This window comes from Ensifer sp. GW101-20A05 (assembly GCF_059424735.1).
In genome coordinates this window covers 1-24,786 of the sequence record NZ_JBWKZT010000001.1, presented here as the reverse complement: position 1 = coordinate 24,786, position 24,786 = coordinate 1, and the positions used below count along the sequence as shown (strand labels likewise).

Genomic DNA, 24,786 nt, shown 5'->3' with positions numbered 1-24,786 from the left:
CTTCTGGACATGGTCCGGTGTTTCTGTAAGGTGCTGGAATGCCGGTCGATTGCGACGCCGATTTGCGTCGTTTCGGCAGGTTAACGAGGAGGAGCCACCGTCGCCCGGGAAGGGGCAGGGTGGATTGATGGGTGGTAGCGCTGATCGCGGCCGCCCTTTTGGCGAGAACTAGGGGAGGAACCATGGATCGCCGTTCATTTATCAAAAACGCAAGCCTCGGTGGCTTGGCCGCAGCGGGTGCTGCCGCGCTTGCAACGCCGGCCATTGCGCAGGCAAACCCCAAGATCAACTGGCGCCTGGCATCGTCGTTCCCGAAGTCGCTCGACACGATCTATGGCGGCGGTGAAGTGCTGGCGAAGCATGTGTCGGAAGCGACCGACGGCAACTTCCAGATTCAGGTCTTCGCCGCCGGCGAAATCGTCCCCGGCCTGCAGGCTGCTGACGCGGCGGCTGCCGGTACGGTCGAGGCTTGCCACACGGTTTCCTACTATTACTGGGGCAAGGACCCGACTTGGGCGCTTGGTGCCGCCGTTCCCTTCGCGCTCAATGCGCGCGGCATGAACGCCTGGCACTACCACGGCGGCGGCATCGATCTCTTCAACGAGTTCCTGGGAACCCAGGGCCTCGTCGGTTTCCCCAACGGTAATACCGGCGTGCAGATGGGCGGCTGGTTCCGCAAGGAGATCAAGACGGTCGCCGACATGCAGGGCCTGAAGATGCGCATCGGGGGCTTCGCCGGCAAGGTCGTCGAGAAGCTCGGCGTCGTGCCGCAGCAGATCGCCGGCGGCGACATCTATCCGGCGCTCGAAAAGGGCACCATCGACGCCGCCGAATGGGTCGGCCCCTATGACGACGAGAAGCTCGGCTTCTACAAGGTCGCGCCCTACTACTACTATCCCGGCTGGTGGGAAGGTGGCCCGACGGTCCACGCCATGTTCAACAAGGCGGCCTTCGACGGCTTGCCGAAGAACTACCAGTCGCTGCTGCGCACCGCTTGCCAGGCGACCGACGCGAACATGCTGCAGAAGTACGACTACCTGAACCCGTCGGCGATCAAGCGCCTGGTGGCTTCTGGTGCCAAGCTCAGCCCGTTCAGCGCCGAAATCCTGTCGGCCTGCTTCGACAAGGCGAACGAAGTCTATGCCGAAATGGAAGACTCGAACCCGACCTTCAAGAAGATCTGGGACTCGATCAAGGCCTTCCGCGGCGAGTACTACCTCAACGCCCAGATCGCCGAATACAACTACGACACCTTCATGATGATCCAGCAGCGCGGCGGCAAGCTCTAAGCTTTCGCTGTTGCTGATGATTAAAGGCCGCTCGCAACGTCTGTTGCGGGCGGCTTTTCGTTTCGGCCGGAGGCCGCCGGCGTCCCGACGACCCTGCATTTCTGATCCCTACGCATGCGCAGGAGGCGCGGCACGGCAGCGGTTTCGTGGTATGGTTGCGGCCTTGATGAAAGGGAGAAGGTGCAATGCCAAGCGAAGGCCAATCGGTCGTGCTCGGTCCCCATCAGGGCCGCCGGTACGACATGGGTGCCATACAGGCTGTCTTCAAAGCCGATCGCCCGGAAACCCTAGGCCGCTTTTCGATCTCGGAATGGTGGCTCGATGCTCGGCATGAAGGACCCGGCGCTCACAAGCACGACGACAATGACGAGATTTTCTACGTCATCGAGGGCACCGCCAGCATCCTGGTCGGCGACACCTGGCACCAGATGGCCAAGGGCTCGCTCTGCGTCATCCCGCGCGGAACGATGCATGATTTCCGCAATGAGAGCGCATCGCGCATGGGTCTGCTCAACGTCTATGTCGGCGGACCGTTCGAGGAGATGATGCCCATGATCGTCGACTGGTATCGCGACAATCCGGCCAAGAGGATCGATTGAGCAAGTGCGTTTGGTGTGGCTGCCCTGAGATTGCTGACAGACCTCGACGATGGCCTGCGGCGATATGCGTGCCCCGTTCTCCCTCATCCTCGCCCTTGTGGCGGGGATCCAGCGATCCGACGTCCGTCGGATCGAAAGACTCTTTTCAGCCCAAGGACTTGGGCTGGCTAGATTCCTGTGACAGGCACAGGAATGGGGGAGAGTGTGGTTTGCGCTCGACCTCCTACAGGCATCGAGTATTGTTGTCGGCAAACGAAAAGGGCGGCCCTTGCGGGGCCGCCCTTATGTTTTGTGTGCCAGCCGTCTTACTTGAACGAAGGCGGCTGGCTGAGGTCGTTTGACGGTGCCGTCTGCGGCTGGGCACCCGTGCCGCCGAACGAAGGCGGCTGGCTGAGGTCGTTCGAGGGCGCGGTCTGCGGCTGGGCGCCGGAGCCGCCGCCCTGATCCGCAGGCTTCTGGTCGAGCGGGCTGCCGCCTGGAAGCTGCAGGCCGCCCGGAAGGCCGAGGCCACCGCCATTGTCCGGAAGCGTCAGGCCACCACCCGGCGCAAAGCCCGGCACCTCGATCTTGATTGTGTTCGGATCGACGCCCGTGCCCGTTCCCTTGTAGTGCATGACCATCTGCGGGAACATGATCGTCAGCGCCACCATCAGGATCTGGATGCCGACGAAAGGCACCGCACCCCAGTAGATCTGCCCGGTCGTGACGGGCTGGATCGTCTTGCCGGTGATTTTGTCGAGATAGGGCACCTTTGCCGCGACCGAACGCAGATAGAAGAGCGCGAAGCCGAAGGGTGGGTGCATGAAGCTCGTCTGCATGTTGATGCCGAGCAGAACGCCGAACCAGATGAGGTCGATGCCGAGCTTGTCGGCGGCGGGCGCCAGGAGCGGCACGATGATGAAGGCGAGCTCGAAGAAATCCAGGAAGAAGGCCAGGAAGAAGACGAGCAGGTTGACGGTAATGAGGAAGCCGGTTTCGCCGCCCGGCATCGCCGTCAGCAGGTGTTCGACCCAGATGTGGCCGTTGACGCCATAGAAGGTGAGCGAGAAGACGCGCGCACCGATCAGGATGAACAGCACGAAGGCCGAAAGCCGGGTCGTTGCCGTGAGCGCCCCGCGCACCACGTCCATGTTGAGACGGCCCTTGGCGGCTGCCATGATCAGCGCACCGACGGCGCCCATCGCACCGCCTTCGGTCGGCGTCGCGATGCCGAGGAAGATGGTGCCGAGGACGAGGAAGATCAGCGCCAAGGGCGGAATCAGCACGATGATGACCTGCTGGGCAAGCCTCGACATCGCATTGATCTTCAGGCCGCGGTCGATAAGCGCGACGACGTAGATGACGATGACGCCGACGGTGCCGCCGAGGATGTCGGCATTCTCGCCCTGGGTCGGGTAGAGATAAACGTGGGCGGCATACGCGATGCCTGCCGCCACCGCCAGCGCAACGGCGAGCGACGTGACGCCGGAACCGAGCGTGCGGGCTTCCAGCGGCAGGGCCGGCATCGAATCGCGCCGGATGAAGGTCATCAGCAGGATGTAGACCATGTAAAGGCCGGTCAGCACGAGGCCCGGGATCAGGGCGCCGGCGTACATGTCGCCGACCGAGCGGCCGAGCTGGTCGGCAAGAACGATGAGCACGAGCGACGGCGGGATGATCTGGGCAAGCGTGCCCGAAGCCGCGATGACGCCCGAGGCGACCTTCCGGTCATAGCCGTAGCGCAGCATGATCGGCAGCGAGATCAGGCCCATGGCGATGACCGAGGCGGCAACGACACCGGTGGTGGCTGCGAGCAGCGCGCCGACGAAGATGACCGCATAGGCAAGACCGCCGCGGATCGGGCCGAAGAGCTGGCCGACGGTATCGAGCAGGTCTTCGGCCATGCCCGATTTCTCGAGCACGATCCCCATGAAGGTAAAGAATGGGATGGCGAGCAATGTGTCGTTTGACATCACCCCCCAGAACCGGTCCGGCAGTGCATTGAGCAGCGGCCAGGAAAGATTGATCGAGTCCGACAGCGGCGCGAGCTCGACGCCGATGATGAAGAACAGCAGGCCGTTGGCGGCGAGCGAGAAGGCGACCGGGTATCCCAAGAGCAGGAACACGATCAGCGACGCGAACATGATCGGCGCCAGGTTTTCAGCAATGAATTCGATCATGGACGGGTCTCCGGAGACACGACATCGTCAAGCGGCGCATGGGTCGGCACATAGGGTGTCGGGTCTTCCATGTTTCCGGTCATGATCGCGATCTTCTTGATGATTTCCGACACACCCTGGAAGGCGAGCAGCAGGAAGCCGACCAGCAGGATGGCCTTGGCCGGCCAGATGATCAGGCCGCCGGCCGAGGAGGAGACCTCGCCTGAGACGTAGGACATCTTCACGTAGGGGAAGAGGTAGTAGAGCACCAGGAGAACGAAGGGCATCAGGAACAGCAGGTGTCCGAGCAGATCGATCCAGTGCTGCACGCGACGCGAGAACTGGCCGTAGACCACGTCGATACGGATGTGTTCGTTCTGGCTGAGCGTGTAGGCGGCGGCAAACATGAAGGCGGCGCCGAACAGGTACCATTGCGCCTCGAGCCAGGCGTTCGACGACATGTTGAAGATTTTTCGGATCACGGCATTGCCGGCGCTGACGAGCACTGCCGCCAGGATCAGCCATGAAACGCTCTTTCCGATGAATTCCGTGATCGTGTCTATTAATCGGCTGAAGCCGAGCAAAGCTCTCATCGATTTCCTCCCCGCGATGGCTCTTATGGTTCTTGTGCCAAGCACAGCCAGAGTGCCGATTTCAAGCGCGCGTTCAAGTCCGAGGTACGATTTTCCCGTGTAGTTCGGCCGCCTCCGACTAAAGTAGAATAAGCTGTCCCGGCGCTCTGCCCATTGTTTGTGCAAACCCGTACCGCTTCGTCGGTCTGAGCGTGAGCGGACGGTTCCCGCCGGCGCGTCAGCGGTGCGAATCGGTGTGGAAAGACGGCCATAGAGAGGTGCTTGAACGTCTTACTGCAACGTTGCAGTCTTGAAATCGTATGATTTTTGAGATCGGATGTGCGCACCAACGGAGGACGCCGAAACCCATGACTGCCATGATCCGCAACCCGATCCTGAAGGGGTTCAACCCGGACCCTTCGATCTGCCGCGTCGGCGACGATTACTACATCGCGACCTCCACCTTCGAATGGTATCCGGGCGTGCAGATCCATCACTCGCGTGACCTGGTGAACTGGCGGCTCGTGCGTCGGCCGCTGGAGCGGGCAAGCCAGCTCGACATGCGCGGCAACCCTGATAGCTGCGGCGTCTGGGCGCCGTGCCTGTCCTACAACGACGGGCTGTTCTGGCTGGTTTACACAGACGTCAAGCGCTTCGACGGCAACTTCAAGGACGCGCACAACTACATCGTCACGGCGGAAGCGATCGAGGCGACCTGGTCGGATCCGGTCTACGTCAATTCCTCCGGATTCGATCCGTCGCTCTTCCACGACGATGACGGCCGCAAGTGGTTCCTCAACATGCAGTGGAATCACCGCACCGAGAGTTTCGGCGGTTCGCCCAAGCATCCGGCTTTCGACGGCATTTTGCTGCAGGAGTGGGACGAGCGCACACGCAAGCTTGTCGGTCCGGTGAAGAACATCTTTGCGGGCTCGGCGCTCGGCCTGGTCGAGGGGCCGCATCTCTTCAAACGCAATGGCTGGTACTACCTGACGACGGCGGAAGGCGGCACCGGATATGATCATGCCGTGACCATGGCGCGGTCGCGCACGATCGATGGTCCCTACGAGATGCATCCGGATACCTACCTGATGACATCAAAGGATCACCCGGAGGCGCCGCTGCAGCGCGCGGGACACGGGCAATATGTCGAAACACCTGATGGTCAGGCCTATCACACGCATCTCTGCGGCCGGCCGCTGCCGCCGCAGCGTCGCTGCACGCTCGGCCGCGAGACGGCGCTGCAGAAATGCGTCTGGCGTGATGACGGCTGGCTCTATCTCGAAAGCGGTGGCCCGGTGCCGGAGGTGCTCGTGCCCGCTCCAGTTCAGGTCGAGCGGATACCGGCAGCGACCGTCGTAGAGACGGATTTCAACGACAGCGCGCTGCCGATCGAGTTCCAGTGGCTGCGCACGCCTGCGCCGGAGCGGATCTTTTCGCTCGAATGGCGGCCCGGGCATCTCCGGCTCTTCGGGCGCGAGAGCATCGGCAGTTGGTTCGAGCAGGCGCTGGTCGCCCGCCGACAGGAACATCACGCCTTCCGCGCCGAGACGACGGCCGATTTCAAGGCCGAAACCTATCAGCAGGTCGCGGGCCTGACGCACTACTATAATCGTCACAAGTTCCATGCGCTCGGCATCACCTGGCATGAAACGCTCGGGCGGGCGCTGACCATCCTCTCATGCCCCGGCGATTTCCCGCATGGGCGGCTGGAGTTCCCTGTTGGCAGCGGCATCGCCATCCCCGACGGACCGATCGACCTTGCCATGGAGATCCGCGACAACGATCTGCAGTTCTTCTGGCGGGAGACACGAACAGGGGATTGGCGCGCGATCGGCCCGGTTCTCGATGCGGGCGTCGTTTCGGACGAGGGCGGTCGCGGCGAGCATGGATCCTTCACCGGTGCTTTTGCCGGGATGTTCGCCTTCGACACGTCGGGGGTGGGCAAGGCCGCCGATTTCGACCATTTCCGCTACGTCAGCCTTGCGGAAGGTTGAGTAATGGATATTAGGAATGCAGCATAAGCGTCAGATATCATTACGTATTTGTAATGTAGCGCTTTCATATTCGGTTCAGGAAGAGGGGGCTAATTTTCGGGTGAAGACAACGAAAGGACACCCGAATGAAACGTCTCCTGATCGCGCTCGTCGCCAGCTCCGTTCTGATCGCGCCGGTCGCGGCACTTGCCCAGCCGGCAGGATCCTTCGAGGTGGCGCAGAACTATGACCGCTCCCGCCGCCCAATCGACCGGAATGGCGATCGCCAGATGGATCGTCACGTCGACCGCCACGTCGACAAGCACGTCACGATCGAGAAACGGGTGATCGTCAAGAAGAAGGAACGCTGGGCGCGCGGCCATCGCCTGTCGCCGGCCGACCGCCGCCACATGGCCCAGGTGCGCGACTATCGCTATTACAAGCTGCGTCCGCCGCCGCGCGGCCAGCAGTGGGTGCGGGTCGACAACGACTTCCTTCTGATCAGCCTTGCAACCGGCGTCATCGTCGGCCTGGCGACGGCACGGTGAGGACAATCTTCTGGCCAGGGGCGGCGGTTGCGCCGCCGCTGGCCAGCAATGGCATTTCTATCATTCTGAGGATGCCCCCGGACGCCCGGCGCCGACCAAGACCTCCCTCATCTCTGTGCTTGTCACAGAGATCCAGCCGCCGTGCGTCGGCACGGCGAAAGGAATGCTGGACGCCTGGAGTTTTCTCGCGCCGCCGACGCGGCGCGGCTGGATTCCTGTGACAAGCACAGGAATGAGGGAGGTTTTTGCGGCTGTTGCACTTCACAAGCGCCTCTTCGAGTCTTGTTTGCCCCTTCACTTGGCGCACACCGCTACCGTTCCGAGGGTCGGCGAGTTTCCCGCTCGCCAAACAGCAACCACTCGACCTCGCCCGGTACCTCAGGTGTCTCCTCATCCCCAGGCATCTCTCCAAGAAACGGATCGAACATCGGCACCGGCCGCCCGGCGGTGTTGAGCGCCATGCACATGAAGCGCGGCCGACGCGGAATTGGCGCGGCCTCTGCCATCAGGCGGCCCGCGGCGACCAGTTGGCGAAGGGATCGGCGAGATCGCGCCAGCGCTCCGGTTGGAAGGCTTTGTCGGCGATGAGGCAGGCGTCGAGTTCGGCGCGAAGTGCTGCCTCATCCATCGGATCGGCGCCGATGAAGACGATCTCCTGGCGTCGGTCGCCCCAGACCGGATCGATATAGGGACCGACAGCCTTCAGGAAGCCAGGGTCGCGCGGCCATTGCTCCTTCGGCACCGCGGACCACCAGAGGCCCATCTTGCCGGTTCTGACGAGCGGACCCGCCTGGCTGATCTCGCCGACATAGTGCGGCCGGGTCGCGAGCCAGAAGAAACCCTTGGCCCTGAGCACGCCCGGCCAGGAGCGATTGAGAAAAGCCTGGAAGCGCATGGGATCGAGAGGCCGGCGGGCGCGATAGACGAAGGAGTGGATGCCGTATTCTTCGGTCTCGGGAACATGATCCTTGAAACCGTTGAGCTCCTTGTACCAGAGCGGGTGCTGCTCAGCCTTGATGATGTCAAAGCGGCCGGTTCCGAGCACGTCGCGAAGCGCCACCTTGCCGAAGTCGGTTTGGATCAGCTGAGCATCCGGATTAAGGCCGACGATGATCTTGCGGGCGGCGTCCAGCTGCTCGGGCGTGGCGGTGCCGATCTTGTTCAAAACGACGACATCGGCGAATTCGATCTGCTCGACAAGCAAGTCGACGAGCGTGCGTGTATCGCCTTCACCCGCCGTCTCACCGCGATCGGCAAGGAAATCGAGCGAGGAATAGTCCGCGATCAGGTTCACGGCATCGACGACGGTGACCATCGTGTCGAGGCGCGCGACATCGGCCAGGCTCTCGCCGTCCTCGTCGCGAAAGTCGAAGGTGGTGGCGACGGGCAGGGGCTCGGAAATGCCGCTCGATTCGATCAGCAGATAGTCGAAGCGGTTCTGTTCGGCGAGGTTGCGGACCTCCTTCAGCAGATCCTCGCGCAGCGTGCAACAGATGCAGCCATTGGTCATTTCCACCAGCTGCTCTTCCGTGCGCGAGAGGCCGGCGCCGCCGTCGCGCACCAGCGCCGCGTCGATGTTGACTTCGCTCATGTCGTTGACGATGACGGCGACGCGCAGGCCGTCGCGGTTGGAAAGCACGTGGTTGAGCAGCGTCGTCTTGCCGGCGCCGAGGAAGCCGGAGAGAACGGTAACGGGAAGCTTTTCCATCGATTGTTTCCTGTATGTTATATCGTTACGGTTGTTGCGGGTAAAAAAGGCGAGCACGATCGCCCGCTTCAGCCTGCTGACAAAGCCGCCTCCGATCGGGAGGGCCCGCCGATGAAGGCAGGCTCAACACCTCCGTCATTCCTGTGCCTGTCACAGGAATCCAGCTGGCCCAAGTCCTTGGGTCGAAAGAGTTTTTTTACCCGACGGACGTCGGGTCACTGCATCCCGCCACAAGGGCGAGGATGACGGAGTGTGGGATAACCGCTCGCAAGCATGCCATCTCACGCTTTGCCAGCGGAGCGAGGCGGGCGCTCCCCACATTCGAGAGAAGCGAACGCCCGCCTTTGCCGTCTTGGGAGGACGGATCAGCTTGCCGAGGCGAGGCAGGTTTTCAGCGATGTGCCGATGTTTTCCATCAGCTGGAAGTAGAGATCCGGGCCGGCGTCGAGCGTGCCGGCTTCCGGGTCGAGCGTGCCGGATTTCGCCGGCGTTCCTTCGATCACCACATTGATCAGCTTCGGCTCGAACTGCGGCTCGGCAAAAACACAGGTCGCACCTAGCTCCTTGATCTTGGCATGGATCTGGGAAAGTCGCTCGGCGCCCGGCAGCACTTCCGGGCTGACCGTGATCGAGCCGGCGACGCGGACCTTGTAGCGGTGCTCGAAATACTGATAGGCATCGTGGAAGACGACGAAGGGCTTGTCTTTCACCGGCGCGACCGTTTCGGCAAGCTTTGCATCAAGGTCGTCCAGCCGCTTGTTCAACGCCTCAAGATTGGCCTTGTAGGCGCCGGCATTGTCCGGATCGGCTTCGGCGAGCGTCTTCTCGATCTCGGCAGCCATCGCCTTGGCATTCACAGGGTCGAGCCACATGTGCATGTCGGTATCGCCGTGGCCGTGCTCATGATCATGGCCGTCATCGTGCCCGGCGGCCGCTTCCGGCGCTGCGGCGTCATCATGCTCCGTTTCGCCTTCCGCATGCTTGTGGCCTTCGTCGCCGTGTCCTTCATCGCCATGGTCATGCGCCTCAAACGCGCCACCCTCGCGGAATTTCAGCTTCTCGAGGCCTGGCGCTTCGCTGAGTTCCACCACCTTGGCGCTGCTACTCAGCGCGTCGAGCGGCTTGTCGAGGAAGGCTTCAAGGCCGGGGCCGACCCAGAAGACCACCTTTGCCGCCTGCAGGGCAGAGGCGTTGGAAGGTTTCATGTTGTAGGTGTGCGGCGAAGCGGCGCCCTCGACAATCAGCGACGGTTCGCCGACGCCCTGCATGATCGAGGCGACGAGGGAGTGGATCGGCTTGATCGAAACCACCACATTGGGACCGGCCGCGATGGCCGGTGCGGCGAGAAGCATGGTGGAGGCAAAAAGCAGGGCGGAAGTCGATTTCATCGGGTTCTCCGGGCTTGAATGGCGCGCCTGGCCCTATCGACCGGGCACGCTGTCGGGCATGCAAAGCATCGATGCAACAGGCCATTGAAGGGCTTGAAGCAATCATGTAATGTTATTACATCAATTGCGTTATGCTATAACGTGTGCGATAGCCAGTGGCAACCATCCAATCCGGAATTTTTTCATGCTGAATTTCCGCTCCCCAGACACGCTGCCGTTGGTCAATATCAGCAATGCCGGTGTGCGCCGCAACGGCCGCTGGCTGGTGCGCGGCGTCGAATTCTCGATCAGCCCGGGCGAGATCGTCACGCTGATCGGGCCGAACGGCTCGGGCAAATCGACGACGGCAAAGGCGGCGATCGGCGTGTTGAAGCCGGATGAGGGCTATGTCGAGCGCAAGCCGGGCCTGAAAGTCGGCTACGTGCCGCAGAAGCTCGCCGTCGACTGGACACTGCCCTTGACGGTCGAGCGGCTGATGACGCTGACCGGCCCCTTGAAGGGCAGGGAGATCGAGGAAGCGCTTTCGGCGACCGGCGTGCTGCATCTGGCGAAAGCTGAAGTCCAGCATCTGTCGGGCGGCGAGTTCCAGCGGGCGCTGCTTGCCCGTGCCATCGCCCGCAAGCCCGACCTGCTGGTGCTGGACGAGCCGGTGCAGGGCGTCGATTTCAGCGGCGAGATTGCGCTTTACGAACTGATCAAACAGATCCGCAACCGCACAGGCTGCGGCATCCTTCTGATTTCGCACGACCTGCACATCGTCATGGCCGAGACCGACACGGTCGTCTGCCTGAACGGCCACGTCTGCTGCCGCGGTACGCCGCAGGCCGTCAGCCAGAGCCCGGAATACCAGAAGCTCTTCGGTAGGCGGGCGGCCAATACGCTTGCGGTCTACAGCCACCATCACGACCATACCCATCTGCCCGATGGTCGGGTGCTCCATGCCGACGGATCGATTACGGAACATTGCTTCCCTGGCGACGGCCACCACCACGACGACGAGGAAAACGTGCACGACCACGGCGAGGATTGCGGGTGCGGCCACCATACGCGGCTGCATGGTTACGACATGAAGGAGAAGCGCGATGCTTGACGATTTCTTCGTGCGCGCGCTGATCGCCGGTATCGGCATTGCCGTCATGGCCGGGCCACTCGGCTGCTTCGTCATCTGGCGGCGCATGGCCTATTTCGGCGACACCATGGCGCATTCGGCGCTGCTCGGCGTGGCGCTGTCGCTGCTTCTCGAGCTCAACCTGATGCTCAGTGTCTTTATCGTCGCGGCCGTCGTCTCGGTACTGCTCCTCTTCCTGCAGCGGCGAGGGGCGCTTTCAACCGATGCGCTGCTCGGCATTCTCTCCCATTCGGCGCTCTCCTTCGGCCTCGTCATCGTCGCCTTCATGACCTGGGTGCGCATCGATCTCGTCGGCTTCCTCTTCGGCGACATTCTGGCTGTCTCCGAATCCGACATCGACATCATCTGGGGCGGCGGCATTCTCGTCATCTTCGCCATCGTCTATCTCTGGCGGCCGCTCTTGGCGTCCACCGTCAATCCGGAACTCGCCGAAGCCGAGGGGCTGAAGCCTGAGCGCACGCGGCTCTTCTTCATGCTGTTGATGGCGCTTGTCATCGCGATCGCCATGAAGATCGTCGGCATCCTGCTGATCACCTCGCTGCTGATCATCCCGGCCGCGACCGCAAGGCGCTTCTCGACCTCGCCGGAGGTGATGGCGGTTCTCGCATCCGTCATCGGTGCGCTCGCGGTGACCGGCGGACTTTTCGGCTCGCTGCACTGGGATACGCCATCGGGACCGTCTATCGTCGTTGCTGCGGTTGGGCTTTTCGTTCTGAGTCTGCTACCGATCGGCCGCCGCCCGGTTGAGGCAGCGCATCATTCCACGCCCGGAGGACACCACTGATGGCGACGCCGCAACTGACCAAGAACCAGACATTGGTGATGGATGCGCTCAGCCATTCCGAAGGGCCGATGAGCGCCTACACGATCCTCGACAAGCTGCGCGATCATGGTTTTCGTGCGCCGCTGCAGGTTTATCGCGCGCTCGACAAGCTGCTCGAATACGGCCTCGTGCACCGGCTGGAGAGCCTGAACGCCTTCGTCGCCTGTAGCTGCCCGCATGATCACGAGCACGACCACGGCGTCACCGCCTTCACCATCTGCGAGGGCTGCGGCCAGGTGACGGAGTTTCATGACGAGGCGATCGAGCAGCGGCTTTCGACGCTGACGCGGGCGCAGAACTTCAAGACCGAGAAGACCACGATCGAGATCCGCGGCCATTGCCAGAGCTGCGTGTAAGTTCGGTCCCGCCAATCAGGGCGGACCGCCTTTTCGGATTGGCCTGGGGTTCAATCCAGCCGGGTGAGATCGGAGGCGTAGCGCCGCCAGTTCTTGACGTAGTGCGCTGCCGAGCGCTTCAGCCCTTCAACAGCAGCGTCGTCCAGCGTGCGGATCGCCTTGGCCGGCGCGCCGACGATCAGCGAATTGTCCGGAAACTCCTTGCCCTCGGTCACCAGCGCATTGGCACCGACCAGGCAGTTGCGGCCGATTTTGACGCCATTCAGCACGGTCGCTCCCATGCCGATCAGCGAGTTCTCGCCGATGGTGCAGCCGTGGATGATGGCGCCATGGCCGATGGTGCAGCCTTCGCCGATCGTGACCGGGAAGCCCGGGTCGACATGGATGACGACGTTTTCCTGGATATTGGTGCGGGCGCCGAGCCGGATCGGCTCATTGTCGCCGCGCAGCGTCACGCCGAACCAGATGCCAACCTCGTCGCCAATCTCGACCTGTCCGATGACGTTGGCATCCGGGGCCACCCAGTAGCCGCCGTTCGGCGGGGTCTGCGGGCGAAGCGATCCAAGGGCATAAAGCGGCATCGGCAGGTATCCTTCATGTCGTCTGAAATGATGCAATGCCAGGAAGAGCGCGTTATGCCGCTCCTGGCACGGCGCTCTAGAGAACTGTAACCGCAAGCGCCGCGACGCCGTCGACGCCGCAGGTGACCTGGTCCCCGCGCACGACGGCACCAACGCCCGAGGGCGTGCCGGTCATGATGACGTCGCCGGGAGCCAGCGTGAAGAGCTTGGAGAGCTCGGCGATCACTTCCGGCACCTTCCAGATCATCTGATCGAGATCGCCCTGCTGGCGCATTTCGCCATTCACGTTCAGCCAGATATTGCCGTTGACCGGATGGCCGATCGCTTCGGCCGGCGCGATCGCCGAGACCGGAGCGGAATGTTCGAAGGCCTTGGCGGCAGCCCAGGGCTTTCCGGCCTTCTTGGCCTCGGCCTGCAGGTCGCGGCGGGTGAAGTCGATGCCGACGGCATAGCCGTAGACGCAATCCAGCGCGTCCTCGACGGCGATGTCGCTGCCGCCGCGCTTCAGCGCCACGACGAGTTCCACCTCGTGATGGACGTCGGCGGTCAGCGGCGGATAGGGGAAGGCGCTACCGGCGGCAAGCAGGTTGTCCGGATTCTTCTGGAAGAAGAACGGCGGTTCGCGATCCGGATCGTGCCCCATCTCGATGGCGTGGGCAGCATAGTTGCGGCCGACGCAATAGACCCGGCGAACCGGAAAGCCGACCAGACTGCCTGAGATCGGCAGCAGCACGGGAAGCGGAGGAGGGATGATAGTTTCCATGATCGTCCGGTCTTGGGCGTCCATCGGTCTCAACGGACAGAAAGATCGCTGCGCGTTTGATAGGCGCTCGCCGTCGACCGAGTGCGGTTTCGAGCGAGGCAGGGAAGAATCCGGACGTTACTGCATAAATCCGCGAATCGGAATCGATCCGATGAAAAATAAGACGAAGGTTTGAGAAGGATTTTGGGACTAAAGCGCGCCCGGATGGGCGCGCGAGATCACGGCAGCCGAGAGGATGCCGTGAGCGGCAAACTCAGGCGCAGTGTGCGTAGGCCTGAAGCTGATCGCGGGTCAGGAACCTGCCGTCGGAACGCGAATTGAGCTCCGGATGGCTGTATTCGAGACTGGGAACTTGGGGAAGCTCAAGGGCCTGGCGCACCGTCATGATACCGACGTCACGGCGGCCACCTTCACGCTTCACGCTGACTTCAACGATGCGATAGAGATTGCTCTCGCTCATATGTTCTCTCCCGTATATCGTTTTCTATCGTTTTTTTTTAATTCCCTTGCGGGGAATAAAGCGCTCCGAAATTGGTTTTTGTGAGGCACCTCAGAATATAGCCGGAAGAAGTGAAGGCTTCACGACAGAAATCGGGCCGTTTCTGGAAAAATCATGCATGATTGGGCGATAATGCGCCGAAATGATGCGGTTTTTGGGCAAATGCCCGGTATCTGAGCCGTTCGTCGACGGGTATTGGGGTCTGCGGCTTCAACTAAAACGTCATCTTGCGCCCGCCGCTGGCGAGCGTGCGCCGCTTCGTGCGGCGGGATACGGTCCGGCGCGGTTGCGCCTCAGTGAGCGTCCAGTTCGGCCTCTTCGGCAGCCGATATGAACAGCGTTCGCGCCTCCTCGGCCGTGCGGCGACCATCGATTGCGGCGCGGCAGGCACTGCGGGCGGCAACATAGAACGGCCCGCGGCGGGGCCAATGGTCGGCAAGGCAGGCGAGCGCGTCTGAGGGGCCTTTCACGGTGCGGCACATGCCGCCAACAAAGTCGAGCTCGATCGGCTGTTTCCAGACTACTTGCATGCGTCTCCTCCTCGAGATCATCTCAATGAATGTCGGCACTGCGGCTGTCGGCCCCCTGGCTCCTCTCAAGCGGCATCGACAGTCGATCTTGCTAATGTAGCGCAGGAGGAGGGATTTGTAAGCAGCTTTTCCGTGTTTGATCAGCGCGCTGCACGCGCTGGCGGCGTGCGGCGATGGCCGAAAAGGACGCCACGACCCTAAAGGGAGACGTCGTGCCGCAGGCGCTCGGCAAAGGCGCGTCCTGCAAGAAGCAGGTGCATCTCGTTGGTATTGCCGGCAAGGTAGTCGTCGATCAGCATGCGGGCATGGCGCCGCGCCCGTTCGCCGTCGCGTGCCCAGCCCTGTTCCCGGCAAAGCTCGTCGAAGACACGTTGCAGCCTCTCCATGTCACCCTTCGACAGGGCAAGGCATTGTGTCGCTCGCAAAGGGGCCACCTGTTCCTCCCGCAGCACCCATTTCCCCGCCCGGCACTATGGCAGAACGCAAGCGAATTTGACCCCTTGGGAATGAGGGGTTCCAGTGGTCTAGCGATTAATCGGAGATCGGCTATCAGGCCGCGGGCACGACGCGGTCGACCTTGGTGCGGCGACCGCCTTCCTCGATGCGATAATAGTCGGGGCCGATCTGCGCATACTGGTCGCAGCGCCGCCCGCCGTCCTCGAAGGTGATGCAAACCTCGTCGCCAGTGATCGTGTAGCTGCCGCCGTCGCGCACCTCGTAGTCGCGATAGCCGTAGCGGCCGTCGGCGTAGAAAGTGGAATTGACGCCGTTGAGGTTGTAGCGCAGCGTCTTTCCGACGAGGAAGGCCTGGAGCGCGTCGCCGGAAAGCGTCGGTACGGAGGGGGCAGCCGGTCTCGGCCTTGCGACTTCAGGCGCCTCCAACTCCATCGACTGGCATCCGGCCAAGAGAAGCGTGAGCAGTGCCGCGATCGCGCGTTTCATGCCGTCCGTCCTTTTTCCTGTCAACTGTATCGATACAGGGGGCACTGCCTTACCGTGCAAATCCTTAGTTCGGAATCGATTGATGGGCGAAACTAGGGAGCAGGTTCCTGGACAGCGACCGCTGGCATCTCGATAGACGCGCGGCGCTGTAATCGCCTTCGGTCGCTTCTGTCAAGTCCAGGAAGCGGTGGTGACGGCGGATCGCGTCACGCGTCGTGCCGCGCGGGCGGGCCTGCGAAGTAGAGAAAGAGATTGGCGGACGCCTGCGCGCCGGCCATCGCCGCTTCGCCAAAAGAGCTCGCATCCGTTTCGTTCTGCCAGGCGGCCTTGAGATCGGCGAGGCAATTGGCGATGGAATCGACGATCGCCTGCTTGTCTTCGGCCTGCATGACGAGAGCCGCAACCGTCGCATTCAGGATCGAGAGTTGCCCGAGCTGGGCGGCGTCGCCATGGAGGAGCAGCTCTTCTGCGCTCATTTCGTCCGGGGATTTCGACATCGCGTGATTCCTTCGCTTGCTGGTTGCGGCGAAAGGCGATCAATTCCCGACGAAGAAGGCAAGTTGGCCGGAGTTCGGCAAGCGGTTCGGTCCGGCGTTGGTTCTTCGAATACAGGCAGGCGGCCTTCGCCGCCTGCCTCACCCAAAAGGGGTATCTCAGAAGATGCTGCCGGCCACTGCCGCGGCAACCGTGGCGGCCAGCGCCGCCAGAAGGAACGCTGCCCCTATGACGGTCGCTATTGTCCGCCGGCGCCGTGCGCCGCTCCAATCGTAGCTCATGTCTTCGCTCCGACGACGATCATGTCAAAGCGGAACAATCGGAGATTCTGCTTAACAAAATGGAAACCAGATTGCCGGCGGGGGGACCGGAGGGCGAGCGCTCCTCGCTGAGGCGCTCTGCCGCGGCTGGAGTGGTGATCCCATCAGCTCCGCATCGAGCGGAGTTCTGGGAAGTCGTACCAGCGCAGTCGCTTGTCGCTGCAGCGGGAATCGTACGAGCTCGAGTCGACGATCTTCCCATCGCGCAAGGCATAACCGCCGACCTGCAATACCTCCTGGATCCGGGTTTCCCTGAAGCGGACACAGAAGGCGTAGATCTTGGCTTCGGGACTGAGCAAGACCACACTCGATATCTCGGCCATCTTGAACTGGGCGCCCTTGGCGTCGATGGCCCGCATCACTGCAACATACTCCTTGCGCACCGCTGCCGACGGCGGTTTTTGCGACGCCACAACGGAGTCCGGCGCCGGCGGCTGGCAGCCCGAAAGCGCAAGAGCAGCCAGTGCGAGAGAGAGGTATTTCAGCATTCGTTGTTCCCCATGTGTCGTTGCCGCGCAGGTTGTACCCGGCGCGTCGTGCGGCTGCAATATCAATCGGATAGGGGCCGTCATGCGGCTACCACCGCATTGCAGGGGGGCGAGAATCGGGGGCTGGGCCGTGTCGTTCGACACGGTCTCGCATTCTTCGGCGTTGCGCTGTATAAGGCGCCGTCCCATCTGGGGGCTTTGGCGCCAATCGGGCGCCAGTGCTGCAAATCTGCCGTGAGTGCTACAGTGTAGCGCCGGCGCGCAAAACCAGAATAACGAGAGCTGATCGAGCATGGCAGAAGGCCGCGCACAGCCCGGAAATCCGGGCAACCGTCACTATTTCAACGCACCGGTCTTTGCCGTGGCGCCTATGATCGATTGGACGGACAGGCACTACCGGTTCTTTGCGCGGCAACTGTCGCGGCATGCGCTGCTCTATACCGAGATGATCGTCGCCGATGCGATCCTGCGCGGCGACAAGCAGAAGCTGCTTGGCTTTGATGCTTCCGAGCGTCCGGTCGCGCTTCAGCTTGGCGGCAGCGATCCCCGGAAGATGGCGGAAGCGGCTGTTATCGCCGAAGACTTCGGCTACGACGAGATCAACATGAATGTCGGCTGCCCGTCGGACCGGGTGCAATCCGGCACCTTCGGCGCCTGCCTGATGCAGGAACCGGAGACCGTGGCTGCCTGCGTTGCGGCGATGAAGGCGGCGGTGAAGATCCCGGTCACGGTCAAATGCCGCATCGGCGTCGACGATCAGGACCCGGAAGTGGCCTTGCGAGCACTGGTTTCGCGGGTCGTCGACGCTGGCACGGATGCCGTCTGGGTGCATGCGCGCAAGGCCTGGCTGCAGGGCCTGAGCCCGAAGGAGAACCGCGAGATCCCGCCGCTCGACTATGGTCTCGTGCATCGGCTGAAGCAGGAAAATCCCAATCTTTTCATCGGCATCAATGGCGGCCTTCAAACGTTGAGTCAGGCGCTTGAGCAGTTGCAGCATCTGGATGGCGTGATGCTCGGCCGTGCGGCCTATCACGACAGCGCCATGCTGACGGCGGCGGATGGGCATTTCCCGCATCCGCTGACCGGGGCGGCGCCGGTGATGCAGGAAGCCAACGCCTTCTCCGAGCGCGGCCATCGCTTCGATCTCGATTTCTGGGCGGATGTTCGTGACGTGATGGCGGACTACGCCGCCGCGCATATCGCCAATGGCGGCCGCCTGATCCATGTGACGCGCCATATGATCGGTCTGTTCCAGGGGTGGCCGGGCGCGCGGCGCTATCGGCAGTTGCTTTCCGCCGACGCGACGCGCAAGGGCGCCGGGCCCGAAGTGATCCACGCTGCCTTCGACGCGGTGTTCGAGGCCATGGCGGCCAAGCAGGCGGCGGAATAGCGTCGGCTGGCGCTTGAAGTTTCTTCCCTCATTCCTGTGCTTGTCACAGGAATCCAGCAGCGCCGCGTCTGCGGCGCAGAAGAGGACAGAGGTCAATTGTCGTTGGGGGAGGTCTCGCCGCGCCGACGCGCGGCCAAAACCTCGTGCCCCCAAACGAAAACGGCGCCCCCTGCGGAGCGCCGTTTCCAAATGAATGTCCGACTGGACGATCCGGCTTAGGCAGCCTGGATGTTGACGGCCTTCGGGCCCTTGCCCATGCGATCCGGCTCGGTGTCGAAGGTGACCTGCTGGCCATCCTTGAGCGTTGCGAGGCCAGCGGCCTGAACGGCGGAGATGTGTACGAACACGTCCTTCGCGCCGCCATCCGGCGTGATGAAGCCGAAGCCCTTGTCCTGGTTGAAGAATTTTACGATGCCCTTGGTGGCCATGGAAGAAGTCCTTTTCCTTCAGTCAATTTGCGTTGCCCGCGCCCCCGAGGGGATGTGGGCATCTCGTCTTCCGCTTGCAAGCGGAAAGGCGTCGAGTGGTCACGATATCGGGGAAAAGACGTCTACGGTGCCGATGCCGGCGGTCCGGCACGAAGCCGGGCGCAGTTGAAAGTCCAGTCTCCGGGATAGAAATCGCCCGAACGGCGCAAGAAGTGACAGGATTTGCAGAAAAAGGCAAGCGCCTTGTACGACGCATCAAGGCGCGGAGTGTCAGGCTTTGCAAGGCTTTGGCCGATTTCTCGCCACTCCATTCACGCCTCCGGCAGAAAAATCGGGGACGGTCCGTTTCTCGACACAATTTCGTCCCGACCGCGACCGAACGTGCGCGCCGCCGACGGGGCCGGTCGCGGATCGCAGCGGATGCTGTCGTTGCGCTTGGCCGCGTGCCTAAGGCTTGCACATCCTCGGGATAACGCGCAGGCTTTACCGAAGGTTGGTTCCGTCTTCGCTGGCGATGGCGTAGCCACTGGCAAAGGCGACGGGCCGACATTCCGCCTGGAGCGGACGAAGGTCGCCTAGCCTGGACGATTAAGTCGCCTTGGCCGGGCGATAACCGGGAAGACTGGGCGAAGTGTCGCCCAGAGGGCGAAGTGTCGCCCAGAGAATGCGCCGGCTGGCTCGACCGGGTGGCGGAAATGACAGACGAAGTGGGGACAGCGTGATCGACCCTTACGAATTGCTTGGACTGGAACGCGACGCCGACAATCAGGCGATCCGCAGCGCCTATCGCAAGGCGGCGAAATCCGCGCATCCGGATTCCGGCGGCGATCCCGAACAGTTTGCGCGGCTGCAGGTGGCCTATGAGCTGCTCAAGGATCCCGTGCGCCGCAAGGTCTATGACGACACCGGCTACGATCCGCAGCTCGCCGATCCGCGCGACCTCAAGGGGCTGATGATGCTGGAAACGCTGGTCAACGAGTTCATTCTCGACGAGCGCGAGCCCGGAACCTTCGATCCTGTCGCCGCCATGCGGCGCAAGCTCTCCGACGATATCGTCAAGAGCCGCTTCCATATTCTCGAGCTCGAGCGTCACCGCGCCCGCGTGCGCAAGCACCTCGACCGCCTCGGCCGCCGGCCGGAGACCGACGTGCTCGGCTCGATGCTGCGCGCCCGCTCGCGGTCAATCGCCGAGGCGATCAAGAATGCCGACGAGCAGATCAAGACGATAGAGCAGGCCTATGAGATGCTGGAAGGCTACAGCTACGAGTTGGAGGCGCTGGAGATGAAGGCGCACGCGGCGGAGTAAGGCGCCGCCTCGGGCGCTGTCGCGTTCGTTCTGGCTTTGCGACGAAAGGCATGGCCGCGCCTGATATGCGGCTGCCGGCTCCCTGATCGCCGATCCTGCTGTCGGCGGCGTTCGCCTACGCGCCGCCGCTGTGCAGCGGCTTCTGTCGGTGTCATAGTCTGCGTCTGTCCCGGGTGGCCGGGACCTCCGCCATAGCCTGGAGCGAAGGAGAGTGGCATGAGCCGTCGCTTGAACATGCGCGTTGCCTTTCTTCTTCTGGGGATCGTGCTCGCCGCCTACCTCGCGGTCAGCTACTTCCTGGTCCCGGAGCTATGGCTCTTCCACGATGACCGCCGGAAGGTTCCGCTCAATCCCATGGTGACATCGACGGAGCAGGGCATTCCCGGTGATCCGATCAATGTCGGGCTGGTCGGCTCCAAGGAGCAGATCATCCGCGCCTTTAACGCCGCAGGCTGGGATGCTGCCGACAAGGTCACGCTGCGATCGTCCGTCGATATAGGCCTCAGCGTCGTGCTCGACCGCCCGGATCTCGATGCACCTGTCAGTCCGCTGTTCTACGAGGGTCGCGAGCAGGATCTGGCCTTCGAAAAGCCGGTCGGCCGCAGCGCCGACCAGCGCAACCATGTGCGCTTCTGGCAGACCGCGACGCCTGCGGAGGGCGGTGGCCCGCTCTGGCTCGGTTCGGCGAGCTTCGACCGCGGCGTGGGCTTGAGCCACGACACCGGCCAGATCACCCACCACATCGGCCCCGATCTCGATGCCGAACGCGATCTGGTGATCGGCGACCTCAAGAAGGCGGGGCAGGTTTCGTCGACCTATGAAATCCCCGGCGTCGGTGCCACCAAGACCGGCCGCAACGGCGGCGGCGACCCCTATTTCACCGACGGCAAGGCTTTGGTCGGTGTGCTCGGGCCGGCAGCAGTGGGCAGCGGCGCGGGGATTGCCAAGTGAGGCTCGGCGGCTCGTGCTGCCTCGCCTTGTGGAGCCAGCCCCCAGCGCGCCTTTCGACTTACGCCGGCTGCCCCATGAACTGCGACAGCGATGCGAAATCGTCGTGCAGGTGGCCGGCCTCGATCGCCCGGCGGAAGATCGCCTCGTATCCCCCAGTGATCGTGCGGTCGAGGCCGCGGGCTTCCATCAGGTCGACCAAATGGTGAAACGCGCTGTAATGCGGCGATACGGACGAGAGCGTTTCGGCATCAGCGTCATAGCGCCCGGCGGCGCTGCGTTTGATGAGGTCGGAGACGAGCCCCTCGACCACCGGCGCCGTCGCCGTCCATTGTCTTGCCAGCACGCCGAGATCGATCGCCTCGGCCCGGCAAACGGCGATCGACTGCAGCGCACCGAACAATGCGCCCCACATCAGCGCCAGCACGGCGCTGTCGAGCGCATTGGCGAGGCCCGGATCCTCGCCGATGAACTGGACATTGCCGCCGAGGGCGCCGAGCACGTTACGGCCTTCCTCGAAAACAGCTGAAGGACCGGAGACAAGCAGCGTGCCCGCTTCGGTGCCGATGAAGTCCGGCGTCGCCAGGATCGCGCCGTCGAGATAGCGGGCACCCTGCCGCTGCGCCCAGCCGTGCGCCTCGCGGCCACCATCCGGCGTGCCTGACGTGAGTTCGATGATCAGTCTGCCCTCGAGGGCACCGGCGACCTCCTTGTCGCGCAGAAGGCTTTGCGTCGCCTGGTAGTCGCTGACATTGACGATGACGACCTCAGATGCGGCGACCGCATTGCGCACGCTTGCCGCCACCTCGGCCCCGGCGGCAGCGAGCGGCGCCGCCTTTGCCGGCGTGCGGTTCCACACCGTCGTCGGGTGCCCGGCCTTGAGAAGCGCATGCGCCAGCGCCGATCCCATGCGCCCCATTCCCAATACGCTGATTGCAGGTTGCATTCCCAGTCTCCATATCCATGGCGCGGGAAGGGCGCCTGCACCCTTATCCCGCCCTGATTTCCACAGCGACGCGGTTGTCGTCGCGGTTCAGACGTAAGGTGGGCGGCCCGGGTCGCAATACGCACCGGATGGTAAGTGCTTACCGCGACGTAAGGGAGGATGATGTGACGACAGCAATGGAAAACTGCGGCTTTGCAACTGCGCTCAGGGCGATCGAGGGAAAGTGGAAGGTCGATATTCTCTGCGAACTCGGCAAGGCCGCCCGCCGCTTCGGCCGCCTGCGCCAGGCGATCCCTTTAATCAGCGAGAAGATGCTGGCGCAGCAGTTGCGTGAATTGGAGGCCGATGGCCTCGTCAGCCGCACCACCTATCCGGAAATCCCGCCAAAGGTGGTGTACGCGCTGACCGAACGCGGCGCGGCGCTGAACGTGGCGGCGGCGGCTCTCTGCAAGTGGGGCGAGGAGTTTGGCGGCGATGACGAGGTGCGGCCGGAGGCGAGGGTGGTTGCTGCGGGCTGACCGGCGGTAGCGTCGCCCGGGTGAAACAGTGGCGGCACCCGCAAGCGCGCGCGCCTTTGGGCACGCCCTTATGACCGCGCCCTTATGACCGCGCCCTTGTGTCCACGCCCCTGAGCACCTCCCTCCGGAGCGGCGATCTTAGCGGTCACAGCCCGCTCGACCCTCATCTCTGTGCTTGTCACAGAGATCCAGCAGCCGCACGTCCGCGCGGCGGGGTATGCCGAGCCGGTACGCTGGGTGCTCGCGCATTCGGGGCAACGCATCCCCTCGCGCCGCCGATTCGGCGCGGCTGGATTCCTGTGACAAGCACAGGAATGAGCGAGGTGGTACGCGGCCGCGGCACTTCGTCAGATGCCGTTGTGACGTCGAATCCTGTGGCTCTGGGTGCCCGAGATTTCCTGCGCCTGCGGAATTTTCATCCCTGGCATCCGGTTCCCTTGGGGGCAACGATCTTCGTAGCGGCAATCCTGTCCACCCTCATCTCTGTGCTTGTCACAGAGATCCAGCCGCCGCGCGTCCGCGCGGCGAGAGATCCCGAGCCATAACGAAGACTTTCTCGTATTGGTCGGCGCATCCCCCCGCCGCAGCGCGGCAGGGGGATGCCTGTGACAGGCATGGGAATGCGGGCGGTGGGACGCGTGATCGCTGCGCTACTTCACCACGGCATGGCGCTTGCGGCCAAGCGAGAGCCGAACCGGATGCTCGCCGAGTGAGACGATTGTCTCTGCATCCTCAACGACTTCTCCGTCCAGGCGCACACCGCGCCCGGCGATTGCCCGCCGTGCCTCGCCCTTCGATGAGGCCAGTCCTGCCCGTACCACGAGGTCAACGAGACCTATGCCCTTCAGGCGCTCGGCATCGCTCAGCACGACCGTCGGCAACCCCTCGGCCGCTTCACCTCCGCCGAATGCCTGCCGCGCCGTCGCCTGCGCCCGCCGGACTGCGTCTGCTCCATGCGCCAGCGCCGTTGCCTCATTGGCGAGGCGCTCCTTGACCACGTTCAGGTCCGCGCCCTCGGCGCGACCCAGCCTTTCGATCTCGTCGAGCGGCAGATCGGTGAAGAGTTTGAGGAAGCGCACCACGTCGGCATCCTCGACGTTACGCCAGAACTGCCAGTAGTCGTAGGGCGACAGACGGTCCTCGTTCACCCAGATGGCGCCGGCCGCGGTCTTGCCCATCTTGACGCCCGATGCCGTCGTCAGCAGCGGCGTGGTCATGCCGAAGACTTCCGCGCCCTCGATCCGCCGCACCAGATCGACGCCACCAACGATATTGCCCCATTGGTCGCCGCCGCCGAGCTGCAGCCGGCAGCCGGTGCGGCGAAACAGTTCGAGGAAATCGACCGCCTGCAGGATCATGTAGTTGAACTCGAGGAAGCTCAGGTTCTCCTGCTGTTCCAGCCGCGTTTTCACGCTGTCGAAGGAGAGCATGCGGTTGACGGAGAAGTGTTTGCCGACGTCCCGGAGCATGTCGATCCAGGCCATCCGGTCCAGCCAATCGGCATTGTTGACCATGACAGCATCGGTCGGGCCGTCGCCGAAGGTCAGCAACCGCTCGAACACTTTGCGGATGCCGGCGATATTGGCCGCGATCTCATTCTCCGACAGCATTGGCCGTGCCGCCGAGCGAAAGCTCGGATCGCCGATCCGCGTCGTGCCGCCGCCGATCAGCACGATCGGCTTGTGCCCGGCCTGCTGCAGCCGGCGAAGCGCCATGATCGGCAAGAGATGGCCGACATGCAGGCTGTCCGCCGTCGCATCGAAGCCGGCGTAGACAGGCACGATGCCGGCCGCAAAGGCGCGATCGACGCCCTCAAGGTCCGTCACCTGGTTGACATAGCCGCGCTCGAGCAGCGTCCCGGTGATCGTCGAGCGCGGCTCAAAGGCGTCAGTGGGATTGTCGGAAATTGTCATTAGAGCTCTCCATGGCATTGCCGCCAGGGAGCACCGAACAAAACAAAGCCGCCTGACGGCGGCTTGTTTCAAGACATGATCGAAACGCGCCGCTCCCTATGGGGACGTCGCATAATTGAATTAGCCCCCGAAAGGTCCGGACATGCTTCCCCACTTAGCTAAGTGGGTAGGAGTAGTGTTGGTAATATGACTA

Annotated in this window: 27 protein-coding genes; 11 read left to right on the top strand and 16 right to left on the bottom strand. The window is 63.0% G+C overall.

The annotated features are described in order from the left end of the window. The first annotated feature begins 182 nt into the window (after positions 1–182). Both AC070A_RS00135 and AC070A_RS00130 read left to right on the top strand, forming a co-directional pair. On the top strand, positions 183–1,289 hold the full coding sequence (locus AC070A_RS00135; protein WP_057254265.1) for a TRAP transporter substrate-binding protein: 1,107 nt from the start codon (positions 183–185) through the stop codon (positions 1,287–1,289). A gap of 185 nt (positions 1,290–1,474) precedes the next feature. Beyond that, positions 1,475–1,888, top strand: coding sequence for a cupin domain-containing protein (locus tag AC070A_RS00130; RefSeq protein ID WP_057254267.1), 414 nt, complete (start codon positions 1,475–1,477; stop codon positions 1,886–1,888). 305 nt (positions 1,889–2,193) lie between these two features. On the opposite strand, the gene AC070A_RS00125 is transcribed toward AC070A_RS00130, so the two are convergent. Both AC070A_RS00125 and AC070A_RS00120 read right to left on the bottom strand, forming a co-directional pair. Then, complete coding sequence (locus tag AC070A_RS00125; protein ID WP_057254268.1) at positions 2,194–4,047, bottom strand: TRAP transporter large permease; 1,854 nt, start codon at positions 4,045–4,047, stop codon at positions 2,194–2,196. Continuing rightward, a complete protein-coding gene (locus tag AC070A_RS00120; RefSeq protein ID WP_058324212.1) occupies positions 4,044–4,619 on the bottom strand; it encodes a TRAP transporter small permease subunit in 576 nt (191 codons plus the stop codon). The genes AC070A_RS00125 and AC070A_RS00120 overlap by 4 nt, the downstream gene beginning before the upstream one ends. 356 nt (positions 4,620–4,975) lie before the next feature. On the opposite strand from AC070A_RS00120, the gene AC070A_RS00115 reads away from it, so the two are divergent. Both AC070A_RS00115 and AC070A_RS00110 read left to right on the top strand, forming a co-directional pair. Then, entirely contained in the window at positions 4,976–6,595 is a 1,620-nt protein-coding gene (locus tag AC070A_RS00115; protein ID WP_492384777.1) for a glycoside hydrolase family 43 protein, read from the top strand. A gap of 125 nt (positions 6,596–6,720) precedes the next feature. After that, a complete protein-coding gene (locus tag AC070A_RS00110) occupies positions 6,721–7,122 on the top strand; it encodes an RcnB family protein (RefSeq protein ID WP_058324214.1) in 402 nt (133 codons plus the stop codon). 505 nt (positions 7,123–7,627) lie between these two features. On the opposite strand, the gene zigA is transcribed toward AC070A_RS00110, so the two are convergent. Together zigA and znuA are read right to left on the bottom strand one after the other, a co-directional pair. After that, the gene (zigA, locus tag AC070A_RS00105; protein WP_113736684.1) at positions 7,628–8,830 is read right to left on the bottom strand and encodes a zinc metallochaperone GTPase ZigA; all 1,203 of its coding nucleotides are present in this window, start codon (positions 8,828–8,830) and stop codon (positions 7,628–7,630) included. Between the two features lie 365 nt (positions 8,831–9,195). After that, positions 9,196–10,218 carry a zinc ABC transporter substrate-binding protein ZnuA gene (gene znuA, locus AC070A_RS00100; RefSeq protein WP_218372978.1) on the bottom strand — a complete coding sequence of 341 codons (1,023 nt, stop codon included), beginning with the start codon at positions 10,216–10,218 and terminating at the stop codon, positions 9,196–9,198. A gap of 184 nt (positions 10,219–10,402) precedes the next feature. On the opposite strand from znuA, the gene AC070A_RS00095 reads away from it, so the two are divergent. From AC070A_RS00095 to AC070A_RS00085, 3 genes are read left to right on the top strand one after another with little or no spacing between them, the layout of a single operon-like run. Beyond that, a complete protein-coding gene (locus AC070A_RS00095; protein WP_057254279.1) occupies positions 10,403–11,308 on the top strand; it encodes an ATP-binding cassette domain-containing protein in 906 nt (301 codons plus the stop codon). Beyond that, positions 11,301–12,131: a zinc ABC transporter permease subunit ZnuB gene (gene znuB, locus AC070A_RS00090; protein ID WP_112995598.1), complete on the top strand. Its 831-nt coding sequence runs from the start codon at positions 11,301–11,303 to the stop codon at positions 12,129–12,131. Before AC070A_RS00095 ends, znuB begins: the two co-directional genes overlap by 8 nt. After that, positions 12,131–12,526, top strand: coding sequence for a Fur family transcriptional regulator (locus tag AC070A_RS00085; RefSeq protein ID WP_057254283.1), 396 nt, complete (start codon positions 12,131–12,133; stop codon positions 12,524–12,526). The genes znuB and AC070A_RS00085 overlap by 1 nt, the downstream gene beginning before the upstream one ends. Positions 12,527–12,576: 50 nt before the next feature. Here the strand turns inward: AC070A_RS00085 and AC070A_RS00080 are convergent, their stop codons facing one another. From AC070A_RS00080 to AC070A_RS00040, 9 genes are all read right to left on the bottom strand, one after another. Then, positions 12,577–13,107, bottom strand: coding sequence for a gamma carbonic anhydrase family protein (locus AC070A_RS00080; RefSeq protein ID WP_057254285.1), 531 nt, complete (start codon positions 13,105–13,107; stop codon positions 12,577–12,579). 76 nt (positions 13,108–13,183) lie between these two features. Then, entirely contained in the window at positions 13,184–13,870 is a 687-nt protein-coding gene (locus tag AC070A_RS00075; protein ID WP_492384630.1) for a fumarylacetoacetate hydrolase family protein, read from the bottom strand. Positions 13,871–14,123: 253 nt separating this feature from the next. Next, positions 14,124–14,330, bottom strand: coding sequence for a hypothetical protein (locus AC070A_RS00070; RefSeq protein ID WP_057254287.1), 207 nt, complete (start codon positions 14,328–14,330; stop codon positions 14,124–14,126). 332 nt (positions 14,331–14,662) lie between these two features. Continuing rightward, positions 14,663–14,899 carry a DUF982 domain-containing protein gene (locus tag AC070A_RS00065; protein WP_082616090.1) on the bottom strand — a complete coding sequence of 79 codons (237 nt, stop codon included), beginning with the start codon at positions 14,897–14,899 and terminating at the stop codon, positions 14,663–14,665. Positions 14,900–15,096: 197 nt separating this feature from the next. Further along, positions 15,097–15,333: a hypothetical protein gene (locus AC070A_RS00060; RefSeq protein ID WP_093232960.1), complete on the bottom strand. Its 237-nt coding sequence runs from the start codon at positions 15,331–15,333 to the stop codon at positions 15,097–15,099. 115 nt (positions 15,334–15,448) lie between these two features. Then, entirely contained in the window at positions 15,449–15,841 is a 393-nt protein-coding gene (locus tag AC070A_RS00055; RefSeq protein WP_057254290.1) for a hypothetical protein, read from the bottom strand. A gap of 206 nt (positions 15,842–16,047) precedes the next feature. After that, complete coding sequence (locus AC070A_RS00050) at positions 16,048–16,338, bottom strand: hypothetical protein (protein ID WP_057254292.1); 291 nt, start codon at positions 16,336–16,338, stop codon at positions 16,048–16,050. 156 nt (positions 16,339–16,494) lie between these two features. Continuing rightward, entirely contained in the window at positions 16,495–16,617 is a 123-nt protein-coding gene (locus AC070A_RS00045; protein ID WP_255570991.1) for a hypothetical protein, read from the bottom strand. A gap of 143 nt (positions 16,618–16,760) precedes the next feature. Continuing rightward, a complete protein-coding gene (locus AC070A_RS00040; protein WP_192494751.1) occupies positions 16,761–17,144 on the bottom strand; it encodes a hypothetical protein in 384 nt (127 codons plus the stop codon). A gap of 292 nt (positions 17,145–17,436) precedes the next feature. Here AC070A_RS00040 and dusA point away from each other — a divergent pair, with 292 nt between their 5' ends. Continuing rightward, positions 17,437–18,534, top strand: coding sequence for a tRNA dihydrouridine(20/20a) synthase DusA (dusA, locus tag AC070A_RS00035; protein ID WP_057254294.1), 1,098 nt, complete (start codon positions 17,437–17,439; stop codon positions 18,532–18,534). A gap of 215 nt (positions 18,535–18,749) precedes the next feature. Here dusA and AC070A_RS00030 read toward each other — a convergent pair whose 3' ends face one another. Next, positions 18,750–18,962, bottom strand: coding sequence for a cold-shock protein (locus AC070A_RS00030; protein ID WP_034788487.1), 213 nt, complete (start codon positions 18,960–18,962; stop codon positions 18,750–18,752). A gap of 664 nt (positions 18,963–19,626) precedes the next feature. On the opposite strand from AC070A_RS00030, the gene AC070A_RS00025 reads away from it, so the two are divergent. Then, on the top strand, positions 19,627–20,268 hold the full coding sequence (locus AC070A_RS00025) for a J domain-containing protein (RefSeq protein WP_093232964.1): 642 nt from the start codon (positions 19,627–19,629) through the stop codon (positions 20,266–20,268). Between the two features lie 216 nt (positions 20,269–20,484). Continuing rightward, positions 20,485–21,219 carry an LssY C-terminal domain-containing protein gene (locus tag AC070A_RS00020; protein ID WP_113133791.1) on the top strand — a complete coding sequence of 245 codons (735 nt, stop codon included), beginning with the start codon at positions 20,485–20,487 and terminating at the stop codon, positions 21,217–21,219. Between the two features lie 58 nt (positions 21,220–21,277). Here the strand turns inward: AC070A_RS00020 and AC070A_RS00015 are convergent, their stop codons facing one another. Beyond that, on the bottom strand, positions 21,278–22,162 hold the full coding sequence (locus AC070A_RS00015) for an NAD(P)-dependent oxidoreductase (RefSeq protein ID WP_255570990.1): 885 nt from the start codon (positions 22,160–22,162) through the stop codon (positions 21,278–21,280). A 164-nt stretch (positions 22,163–22,326) separates the two neighbouring features. On the opposite strand from AC070A_RS00015, the gene AC070A_RS00010 reads away from it, so the two are divergent. Beyond that, positions 22,327–22,680 (top strand): winged helix-turn-helix transcriptional regulator, encoded by a 354-nt coding sequence (locus AC070A_RS00010; RefSeq protein ID WP_286161489.1) that lies wholly within the window; start codon positions 22,327–22,329, stop codon positions 22,678–22,680. Between the two features lie 650 nt (positions 22,681–23,330). Here the strand turns inward: AC070A_RS00010 and tyrS are convergent. Continuing rightward, complete coding sequence (tyrS, locus tag AC070A_RS00005; protein ID WP_113133790.1) at positions 23,331–24,593, bottom strand: tyrosine--tRNA ligase; 1,263 nt, start codon at positions 24,591–24,593, stop codon at positions 23,331–23,333. Between the last annotated feature and the right edge of the window lie 193 nt (positions 24,594–24,786).

What these genes read in the sequence shown, in the direction of transcription:
- AC070A_RS00135 (WP_057254265.1), top strand. Translation starts at nt 183, where the DNA reads ATGGATCGCCGTTCATTTATCAAAAACGCAAGCCTCGGTGGCTTGGCC.
- AC070A_RS00130 (WP_057254267.1), top strand. Translation starts at nt 1,475, where the DNA reads ATGCCAAGCGAAGGCCAATCGGTCGTGCTCGGTCCCCATCAGGGCCGC.
- AC070A_RS00125 (WP_057254268.1), bottom strand. Translation starts at nt 4,047, where the DNA reads ATGATCGAATTCATTGCTGAAAACCTGGCGCCGATCATGTTCGCGTCG.
- AC070A_RS00120 (WP_058324212.1), bottom strand. Translation starts at nt 4,619, where the DNA reads ATGAGAGCTTTGCTCGGCTTCAGCCGATTAATAGACACGATCACGGAA.
- AC070A_RS00115 (WP_492384777.1), top strand. Translation starts at nt 4,976, where the DNA reads ATGATCCGCAACCCGATCCTGAAGGGGTTCAACCCGGACCCTTCGATC.
- AC070A_RS00110 (WP_058324214.1), top strand. Translation starts at nt 6,721, where the DNA reads ATGAAACGTCTCCTGATCGCGCTCGTCGCCAGCTCCGTTCTGATCGCG.
- zigA (WP_113736684.1), bottom strand. Translation starts at nt 8,830, where the DNA reads ATGGAAAAGCTTCCCGTTACCGTTCTCTCCGGCTTCCTCGGCGCCGGC.
- znuA (WP_218372978.1), bottom strand. Translation starts at nt 10,218, where the DNA reads ATGAAATCGACTTCCGCCCTGCTTTTTGCCTCCACCATGCTTCTCGCC.
- AC070A_RS00095 (WP_057254279.1), top strand. Translation starts at nt 10,403, where the DNA reads ATGCTGAATTTCCGCTCCCCAGACACGCTGCCGTTGGTCAATATCAGC.
- znuB (WP_112995598.1), top strand. Translation starts at nt 11,301, where the DNA reads ATGCTTGACGATTTCTTCGTGCGCGCGCTGATCGCCGGTATCGGCATT.
- AC070A_RS00085 (WP_057254283.1), top strand. Translation starts at nt 12,131, where the DNA reads ATGGCGACGCCGCAACTGACCAAGAACCAGACATTGGTGATGGATGCG.
- AC070A_RS00080 (WP_057254285.1), bottom strand. Translation starts at nt 13,107, where the DNA reads ATGCCGCTTTATGCCCTTGGATCGCTTCGCCCGCAGACCCCGCCGAAC.
- AC070A_RS00075 (WP_492384630.1), bottom strand. Translation starts at nt 13,870, where the DNA reads ATGGAAACTATCATCCCTCCTCCGCTTCCCGTGCTGCTGCCGATCTCA.
- AC070A_RS00070 (WP_057254287.1), bottom strand. Translation starts at nt 14,330, where the DNA reads ATGAGCGAGAGCAATCTCTATCGCATCGTTGAAGTCAGCGTGAAGCGT.
- AC070A_RS00065 (WP_082616090.1), bottom strand. Translation starts at nt 14,899, where the DNA reads ATGCAAGTAGTCTGGAAACAGCCGATCGAGCTCGACTTTGTTGGCGGC.
- AC070A_RS00055 (WP_057254290.1), bottom strand. Translation starts at nt 15,841, where the DNA reads ATGAAACGCGCGATCGCGGCACTGCTCACGCTTCTCTTGGCCGGATGC.
- AC070A_RS00050 (WP_057254292.1), bottom strand. Translation starts at nt 16,338, where the DNA reads ATGTCGAAATCCCCGGACGAAATGAGCGCAGAAGAGCTGCTCCTCCAT.
- AC070A_RS00045 (WP_255570991.1), bottom strand. Translation starts at nt 16,617, where the DNA reads ATGAGCTACGATTGGAGCGGCGCACGGCGCCGGCGGACAATAGCGACC.
- AC070A_RS00040 (WP_192494751.1), bottom strand. Translation starts at nt 17,144, where the DNA reads ATGCTGAAATACCTCTCTCTCGCACTGGCTGCTCTTGCGCTTTCGGGC.
- dusA (WP_057254294.1), top strand. Translation starts at nt 17,437, where the DNA reads ATGGCAGAAGGCCGCGCACAGCCCGGAAATCCGGGCAACCGTCACTAT.
- AC070A_RS00030 (WP_034788487.1), bottom strand. Translation starts at nt 18,962, where the DNA reads ATGGCCACCAAGGGCATCGTAAAATTCTTCAACCAGGACAAGGGCTTC.
- AC070A_RS00025 (WP_093232964.1), top strand. Translation starts at nt 19,627, where the DNA reads ATGCGCCGGCTGGCTCGACCGGGTGGCGGAAATGACAGACGAAGTGGG.
- AC070A_RS00020 (WP_113133791.1), top strand. Translation starts at nt 20,485, where the DNA reads ATGAGCCGTCGCTTGAACATGCGCGTTGCCTTTCTTCTTCTGGGGATC.
- AC070A_RS00015 (WP_255570990.1), bottom strand. Translation starts at nt 22,162, where the DNA reads ATGCAACCTGCAATCAGCGTATTGGGAATGGGGCGCATGGGATCGGCG.
- tyrS (WP_113133790.1), bottom strand. Translation starts at nt 24,593, where the DNA reads ATGACAATTTCCGACAATCCCACTGACGCCTTTGAGCCGCGCTCGACG.